The following is a 402-nucleotide window of genomic DNA, read 5'->3' as shown; positions in this document are numbered from 1 at the left end:
CGATCTCGATCAACAGTACCCCGGTATTCGAGAATGGGAAGAGCAAGGGGACGCTGCGTATCGAAAATGCAGCGAACAACAACTACAACATGCGGGTGCGCATCGTGATCGATGATGGAGATAAAGAGATCTATTACAGTGATGGGATCAAGCCCGGTCAGGTGATCAAGGAGGATCATCTGGACGAGGAGTTATCCAGGGGGACGTATGCCTGTACGGCAACGTTTGAGGCATATGACGATGATGGGAAGAAGGCAGGTGAAGCGAAGGCACAGCTGAACATCGTAGTGAAGAAGTAAGAGAAAAAACAGAACGTATCCCAGAGAGATCCCCGGGGATGTAAAAGATACGGGAGGGAAAAGGAGAAAAAGAAAATGAAAAAATTAGTAGCACTGAGTATGG

At 48.0% G+C, this 402-nt stretch carries 1 pseudogene; it reads left to right on the top strand.

Annotation, left to right across the window (positions count from 1 at the left end):
- Positions 1 to 299, top strand: a pseudogene (locus NE665_RS24825) (hypothetical protein); the annotation flags it as partial.
- Positions 300 to 402 lie beyond the last annotated feature (103 nt).

Source organism: Clostridium sp. DFI.1.208 (assembly GCF_024463855.1).
In the GTDB taxonomy this organism is placed as follows: domain Bacteria; phylum Bacillota_I; class Bacilli_A; order Erysipelotrichales; family Erysipelotrichaceae; genus Clostridium_AQ.
Note: the sequence above shows the minus strand (reverse complement) of the source record. Positions and strands in the feature narration are given on the sequence as shown.